We start from the raw sequence: 5,314 nt of genomic DNA, 5'->3' as shown, positions 1-5,314 counted from the left end.
CGTGCTGGATGTAGTTCTGGCGTGCGCTATCGTAGGCAATAAACGCCCCCTTTGCCTTTTCATATGCCAAATCAGAAGTGCCTTCATTTCCGCCTGTTCCGGCTGCCAAGGCAAGCGCGGGGGCTGCAAGGACAAGCAGCGCCACTAGGGCAGCGACAGGTTTCAGTCCGGCAGAGTTTGTTTTCTTTTCCATGGCTACAACTCACTTATTACACTTATTTATAACAAAAAGACTTTATAAGCTTGTCCCGAATCCTGTTTTCAGGCATTAGACGCTCCAGGCTCTAGTGCTTGAAGTGCCGCCTGCCTGTCAGTATCATTGCAATCCCATATTCTTCAGCAGCCGCAATCACTTCAGTGTCGCGCACAGAGCCGCCTGGCTGGACAATGCAGCCGACCCCGGCTTTTGCAAGCGCATCCACTGCGTCCCTGAAAGGGAAAAACGCGTCGGAGGCGGCAGTCGTGCCATCCAGCTCAAAGCCAAAGCGCCTTGCCTTTTCTACCGCGATGCTGCACGAATCCACCCTGCTCATCTGCCCTGCCCCGTTTCCAACAAGCTGCAGGTCTTTTGCAATGGATATTGCGTTTGATTTTGTGTGCTTGGCAAATTTGGTTGCAAAATAAGCATCCTCAAGCTGTGCGTCAGTTGGCTTTTTTGAAGTGACTACTTTTGCCGCAGCCTTGTCATATATGCCAGGGTCGCGGCCCTGGTAGAGCATCCCACCTGTTATGTATCTGAAGTTTACGGCCCTCTGCGTGCTCATGTCCCAGATGTTGGAAACATCCATTATTCTCCTGCTCTCCTTTTGCTTGAGGATTTCAACTGCCTCGGCTTCATACCCCGGCGCAAGGACAACTTCAATGTATTTTGAGCCAATTGCGGCGGCAGTCTTTGCATCCACCTTTCTTGAAAAGGCAATCACGCCGCCAAATGCAGATTCAGGGTCACAAGCATGTGCCTTGACATAGCTTTCCTCAAGAGTTTCTGCGCACGCCCCGCCGCACGGGTTGTTGTGCTTGAGAATCACGGTTGCAATCTCATCCTTGAACTCCCTGATTAGCCCAAAAGCCGAGTCCGCGTCCAAAAAGTTGTTGTATGACATGGCCTTGCTTCCTGCATGTATCTTGGAGTCAAAGATGCTTGTCATGCCAAGTATCCGATAAGCAGCAGCCTTCTGGCTTGGGTTTTCGCCATAGCGAAGCGGGTAGGCTCTTGCAAAGCGCATTTCAAGAAAGTCCGGGTACATGTCGGTGTCGCTTAGCCCTGAAAGATACCTGCAAATGGCCGCATCATAAGAGCTTGTCCTCTCAAACGCCTTTATCGCAAGCTCTGCCCTCATTTGCGCGCCCACATCCCCGTTTTTTTCAAGCTGCTCCAGGATGCCTGGGTAGTCACGCGGGTCGACTGCGACAACCACGTCCTTGTGGTTTTTTGCGCCAGCCCGCAAAAGCGCCGGTCCGCCTATGTCAATGTTTTCAAGTGCAACATCAATTGAAACGTCCTGCTTTCCAGTCACCTGCTCAAATGGGTAGAGGTTTACTGCGACCAGGTCGATTTGCGGTATGAGGTTTTTTTGCGCCTGGGCCTCATCATTCTCCACGCCTCTCCTGTAAAGAATCCCGCCGTGGATTTTCGGGTGCATTGTCTTTACCCTGCCTTCAAACATCTCTGGCCAGCCAGTAAGGCTTGAGACTTCAACTGCGCGTATCCCGGCCTGCAAAAGCTGTCTTGCAGTGCCTCCGCTTGAGACAATCTCAACCCCAAGCCTTGCAAGCCCCGAGGCAAATTCTACCGCCCCTCTCTTGTCAAAAACAGAAATCAATGCTCTTTTTATTCTACAACCAGTCGCTTTCGCAGCCTTTGTGCCAGAATCTGCATCAGGCGAACCAGGGCCATTCTTGGCTCCAGTCCCCAGGCTAAGGGGATTATTTGTGCTAGGACACATATATTGTATCTATTTGCCTCAATTAAAATAAAAACACCACTGTTGTATCATCTTTTTATTCATTCCCAGCCAAAAAGCAAAAAATGCAAAAACAAATGATGGTTTTTGCAGTTTTTGGCCCCCGCGGTCTTTGGCAGCACCGTGGCACAGGGCAGGCAAATCCAGGGCAGGCCGCAGCGACTAATAATGCGTGAAACTCATGGTCAAAGATTACAAATACGCATACAAAGGCGAGCAGGAGCTTGCTGTTGCATACTGCAGGGACGCACTGTTTGAAGTCTCGCGCTCCTTTGCCCTGACAATCCCCATGCTTGAGCACGAGCTTCGGGACAAGGTGACTGTGGGCTACATAGTAGCCCGCGTGCTTGACACGCTTGAGGACTCCCCAATCCCCCTCGAGCTTAAAAAAATCCTCATGGACGAGTGGATTGAGCTTATCTCTGCGGATTCATTTGACAGCCATTCGCTTGAAAAGGTCAAAATCAAGGCAAGGCTTGCAAACATAATCTCCCGCTCCTCGGCCCACATCTCGCACGTCGCATACGGAAAGCTGGTTTCAAACCTCTACAAAGTCTATGTTGCAATCACAAAGTTTGACAAGCCATTCATACTCTCGCAGCACAAATGGTTCAAGCAGATGAACGATGGCATGAAAAAATACCTGACAAAAAAAATCATGTCGTTTGAGGACCTTGACGAATACTCCTACTGCGTTGCAGGCACAGTTGGCGGGTTTTTGACGGACATTATCTGCCAGGGAGTTGTCGAGGAGGGCAAAAAAAGCGCGCTGAGGGCAACTTGCAGGGATTTTGGCCTGCTTTTGCAGAAAGTCAACATCATCCGGGACTTCCGGCAGGATGTTCTTGGAGGCAGATACTTCTGGCCAAGGCAGCTGCTTGCGCATCATCGCGATGAAGAGCTCCTTCTTTCAAAAAACCGCAGCTTTTCGCTCAAGGCACTTTGCGAAATGGTCAAAGATGCGCGGTCGCACGTTGCCAACTCGAGAAAATACATTGACAGCATGCCAGCGCAGTTCAGGGGCTACAAGATGTTTGCCCTTGTCAACTTCTACATGGCAATTGAGACTCTTGGGGCAGTGGAGCAAAACGCGGACCTGTTTTTTTCAGACAAGCCTGTAAAAATAGGGCGCCAGCGCGTGGCAGTCCTCATTGCAAAGGCAAGGCTTGAGGCCTACGGAAGCTAGCACAACCCTGTCTGAAAAGCCAGACAATACGGATCTTGTTTTTGCAGCCTGGAATTAGTTGCTTAGGCACTGGAAACCAGCTGCTAAAGCTTCGGGTGGCCCCAGTTGCGAATCATGCGCGGGCAGTTCAAGCTTTGCTGTGCTCCAATCCAACCAGCGCGTGCAGCCCGGGCGGCACAACAACCGTGGTCAGGAATGCCATTGAGGCAATAATCGTGTATTGGGTGACATCCAGCACCGGCTTTCCTGATTGGTCAAGCAGGGTTATTCCAAGCAAGGCTATGATAAGGGCTATTTCTCCCCTTGGCACCATTCCCCACCCAACCACCAGTGCTTGTTTTGGCTTCAAGCCTGCAAGAAGCGCGGGCATGCCGCAGCCGATTATTTTTGTAAGCACCGCAATGGCGCTAAGCGCCAGGACTGGGAACAGCACCCCGGGTATTTTCCATACATCCACAAACATGCCAATGGAAATGAAAAATATCGGGGTGAAAAGAACGTCTATCGGGAACAGCGCCCTGTTGAGCTTGCCTGAAAGCGGGGAGTGGCTTATCACAAGCCCGGCAATGAACGCGCCGATAATCGCAGAAAGTCCAAGGGCTTCGGAAGCAAATGAGTAGAAAAAAAGCACTGCAAGCAGCCCAGACAGCGTCCTTTTGGAAAGCTCCTGCTCCTCAAAGCTGAAAAACCTTTCAACAAAAAGCCTTCCAAGCCCAAGCCCGCATACAACAAACGCAAGGGCAACTCCTACCATCTGCGCCACTTGCGGCAAGGCATCCGCAGATATGCTTTCCGGAGCCGAGCTTACAAGTCCAAGCACAATCAATGCAAGTATGTCGTCAATGACAGCAGCCCCTAGGATAATTTGGGCAAAAGGCCTGTCCACAACCTTCATCTCCTCAAGCACTGCTACTGTGATTCCCACCGAGGTCGCGGTCAGTGCGGCGCCCACAAAAAGCGAAAATGCAAACCCCCCTCCGGTAGCCTGCGCGAAAAAGAACCCGGCTGCAAACGGAAGCGCCACGCCCCCTACCGCCACCAACAGGTTTTTGAGGTTGAATACCTTGTCAATCTCGCTGTGCAACCCTATGCGGAAAAGAAGCACAATCACGCCGATGTTCGCAAATGCCTTGATTATCTCGCTCCCAACAACGACTTCAGGTACGCCTGTTGCCGGCAGCACCATCCCAACAGCCCCTGCCAGGGTCGTCAGGGCGCCCATGGCGGCAGGCCAGGCAACGCTTAGCGTGTAGGGGGATATAATGATACCAAGAAGCAAAAGCACCATGACAAACGGCTGCTTCCACTGCTGTATAATCCTTTCAGCCACCAGGGACACCAAAAGCAGAAGGGAAATTTCAACCCAGATCCGCTTGTCCTCGTTGAGGTGCCCGAAAAAAGCCGCCCCCAGAACCATTGCAAGCAAAAGCAGCCCAAGCAATATGACCAGGAATCCTCCCCAGGCCTTGCCTCTGGTGACAATCTTGGCAATTTCGCTTCTCATAATGTCATTTGCTGCGCAAAGGATTATAATCAATTCTTGGCAATCCTGACGAGGCTGCTTCCAGCAACTAATCGTCATTGAATTTGATTGGCTTTTCAAGCCACGGCAATTTTGCGGAAGCTATCCTCCGCTGCGAAAAAAGTATTTTGCCGCCCTTGCCAACTCCCATCTCCTTGTGGTAAGTGTAATGGTATCGGCCGCCCAAAGTCGATACGTAAGACTCGCTTATGCCAAGCATAAATCTCTGCCCTGCCTGGAATTTTTTGAAAAATTCCCCCATCTCAACAGAGTACACCCTTTTGTTTCCAAGGGCGGATATTTCAAGGTGCCGCTCTCTGACAGTGGCTTTTTCCCCGTCAGCTTCCATGTGCATCCTAAAGTCAAACGCATCGTTTTTATGGTTTTCAATGTCCAGGAAAAGCCCGCCTTCGGCCTGCCTAAAATTCCAGACTATGGAAGGCTTGACTGCAAGCTCGCTTGACGCCACGCTGTTTTTTCGTGTTGCCTCAAGGGACAAAAATGCCGAAAAAAGAACCGTCAAAGTCAGTGTGACAGAAAGCGCCTCTATTAACACCCGTGCAGCCTCGTAGGAAATGGCGCGCCTGTAGTATTCAAGAACCGTGATTGCAAGCAAGAGCAGGAATACAATTATCAGGGCAA

At 51.0% G+C, this 5,314-nt stretch carries 4 protein-coding genes; 1 reads left to right on the top strand and 3 read right to left on the bottom strand.

Going from position 1 to position 5,314, the window contains the following annotated elements:
• Positions 1 to 193, bottom strand: a 193-nt coding sequence (locus FJZ26_03845) for a hypothetical protein (GenBank protein ID MBM3229539.1), incomplete at its 3' end; no start/stop codon positions are given.
• A gap of 91 nt (positions 194 to 284) precedes the next feature.
• Positions 285 to 1,946 (bottom strand): bifunctional phosphoribosylaminoimidazolecarboxamide formyltransferase/IMP cyclohydrolase, encoded by a 1,662-nt coding sequence (gene purH, locus FJZ26_03840; GenBank protein ID MBM3229538.1) that lies wholly within the window; start codon positions 1,944 to 1,946, stop codon positions 285 to 287.
• Positions 1,947 to 2,145: 199 nt separating this feature from the next.
• Between purH and FJZ26_03835 the strand changes: the two genes are divergently transcribed.
• Positions 2,146 to 3,150: a hypothetical protein gene (locus tag FJZ26_03835; protein MBM3229537.1), complete on the top strand. Its 1,005-nt coding sequence runs from the start codon at positions 2,146 to 2,148 to the stop codon at positions 3,148 to 3,150.
• Between the two features lie 127 nt (positions 3,151 to 3,277).
• Here FJZ26_03835 and FJZ26_03830 read toward each other — a convergent pair whose 3' ends face one another.
• Positions 3,278 to 4,732: a cation:proton antiporter gene (locus FJZ26_03830; GenBank protein MBM3229536.1), complete on the bottom strand. Its 1,455-nt coding sequence runs from the start codon at positions 4,730 to 4,732 to the stop codon at positions 3,278 to 3,280.
• Between the last annotated feature and the right edge of the window lie 582 nt (positions 4,733 to 5,314).

The sequence above is a fragment of the Candidatus Parvarchaeota archaeon genome (assembly GCA_016866895.1).
In the GTDB taxonomy this organism is placed as follows: domain Archaea; phylum Micrarchaeota; class Micrarchaeia; order Anstonellales; family VGKX01; genus VGKX01.
This window is presented reverse-complemented; position numbering and strand designations above follow the sequence as displayed.

What these genes read in the sequence shown, in the direction of transcription:
- FJZ26_03835 (MBM3229537.1), top strand. Translation starts at nt 2,146, where the DNA reads ATGGTCAAAGATTACAAATACGCATACAAAGGCGAGCAGGAGCTTGCT.
- purH (MBM3229538.1), bottom strand. Translation starts at nt 1,946, where the DNA reads ATGTGTCCTAGCACAAATAATCCCCTTAGCCTGGGGACTGGAGCCAAG.
- FJZ26_03830 (MBM3229536.1), bottom strand. Translation starts at nt 4,732, where the DNA reads ATGACGATTAGTTGCTGGAAGCAGCCTCGTCAGGATTGCCAAGAATTG.